Raw genomic sequence first — 1,057 nt, forward strand, 5'->3', positions numbered from 1 at the left:
GAAACCTTTGCAATACTTGCCTCAAACTGTGCCGCTGAATTACTTCAATCAAGAAACGCTTCGCCGATTTTTTTAAGTCCCATGACTATTCCTGCACCTGCAATAATTGATTCCAGTTCAGAAATAGCGTTACCGCCCTTGTCTCCTAGCTTTTCGCTGTCATCAGCCGCCTTTATCATGGCGGCGCCGTACTCCTTAGCCTCCTGTTCGGATTTATTGAGAGAGTCGGCTACTTTTTGCTCAGCAGAAGCAGTTTTGTTTGCAGATGATTGTAAATTCTCTTCTGCCTGAACGTTTTTTTCTATTGCAGCGGTAGTTTTATTATGCGTCAAGAACCTGTACTACCTGTTGTTCTGCATGCTTCATTTCATCAATTGAATCGACAAGTTTATCCTCTGTCCGAATATTTTTTTCAACAGTACTTGTAACCTCAGCATGCTCTTGATTAACTTTTTCGAGCACTTCAGCTGCCTGTTCTTCCGCTTTTACTTTTTCAACCAATTCTTGCGCATGCTTCTCTTCTGCAAGTGCAGCCTTTTCAACAGCAGAGGCATTATTTCTAGCAGCCACAGCATCTTTTTCTGCTTTCTGTGCTTTCAATTCCGACTTCTGAGCAGCCTTATCAAGGTCATTGGATAGCTTAAGTGCTTGGGCTGCTTCATCCTTCATAGCTTCAGTTACTTTGTCCACAGACAAAAGTTGCTTTTGTAATCCTTCATAGAATTTTCTTGCCTCAGATGCCGCCTGTGAATCGGAATCCGCTTTCTCACGAGCTTTTTCTGCGGCATGTTCAAGCTTGTTAGCCTGATTCTCAGCAGCATTTGCCAAAAGTCGGGATTGTGTAACTGTCTCAGTAACGTCTCCGGAAAGCTTTGCAATAGACGCCGATGCTTCAGCCGCTGCTTTTGAAGTATGGCTTATCTCTGAACTTACATTTACAAAACCGTTTTCCAGTCCGGCTATGACCTTAGTTCCGGAATCGCCTATATTATTCATGGCAGAGCTTACTTCATCTACTAATCGTATTTTTAAAGCTAATTCCTTCATTACAGCCTCA

The 1,057-nt window shown here is 42.8% G+C and carries 2 protein-coding genes; both read right to left on the bottom strand.

What is annotated here, in order from left to right:
* Nucleotides 1-44 precede the first annotated feature (44 nt).
* Nucleotides 45-332: a hypothetical protein gene (locus tag OCV67_RS13335; protein WP_147644407.1), complete on the bottom strand. Its 288-nt coding sequence runs from the start codon at nt 330-332 to the stop codon at nt 45-47.
* Nucleotides 322-1,057, bottom strand: a 736-nt coding sequence (locus OCV67_RS13340) for a hypothetical protein (protein ID WP_262644652.1), incomplete at its 5' end; no start/stop codon positions are given. The genes OCV67_RS13335 and OCV67_RS13340, both read right to left, overlap by 11 nt.

The organism is Porcipelethomonas ammoniilytica (genome assembly GCF_025567485.1).
Lineage (GTDB): Bacteria > Bacillota > Clostridia > Oscillospirales > Ruminococcaceae > Porcipelethomonas > Porcipelethomonas ammoniilytica.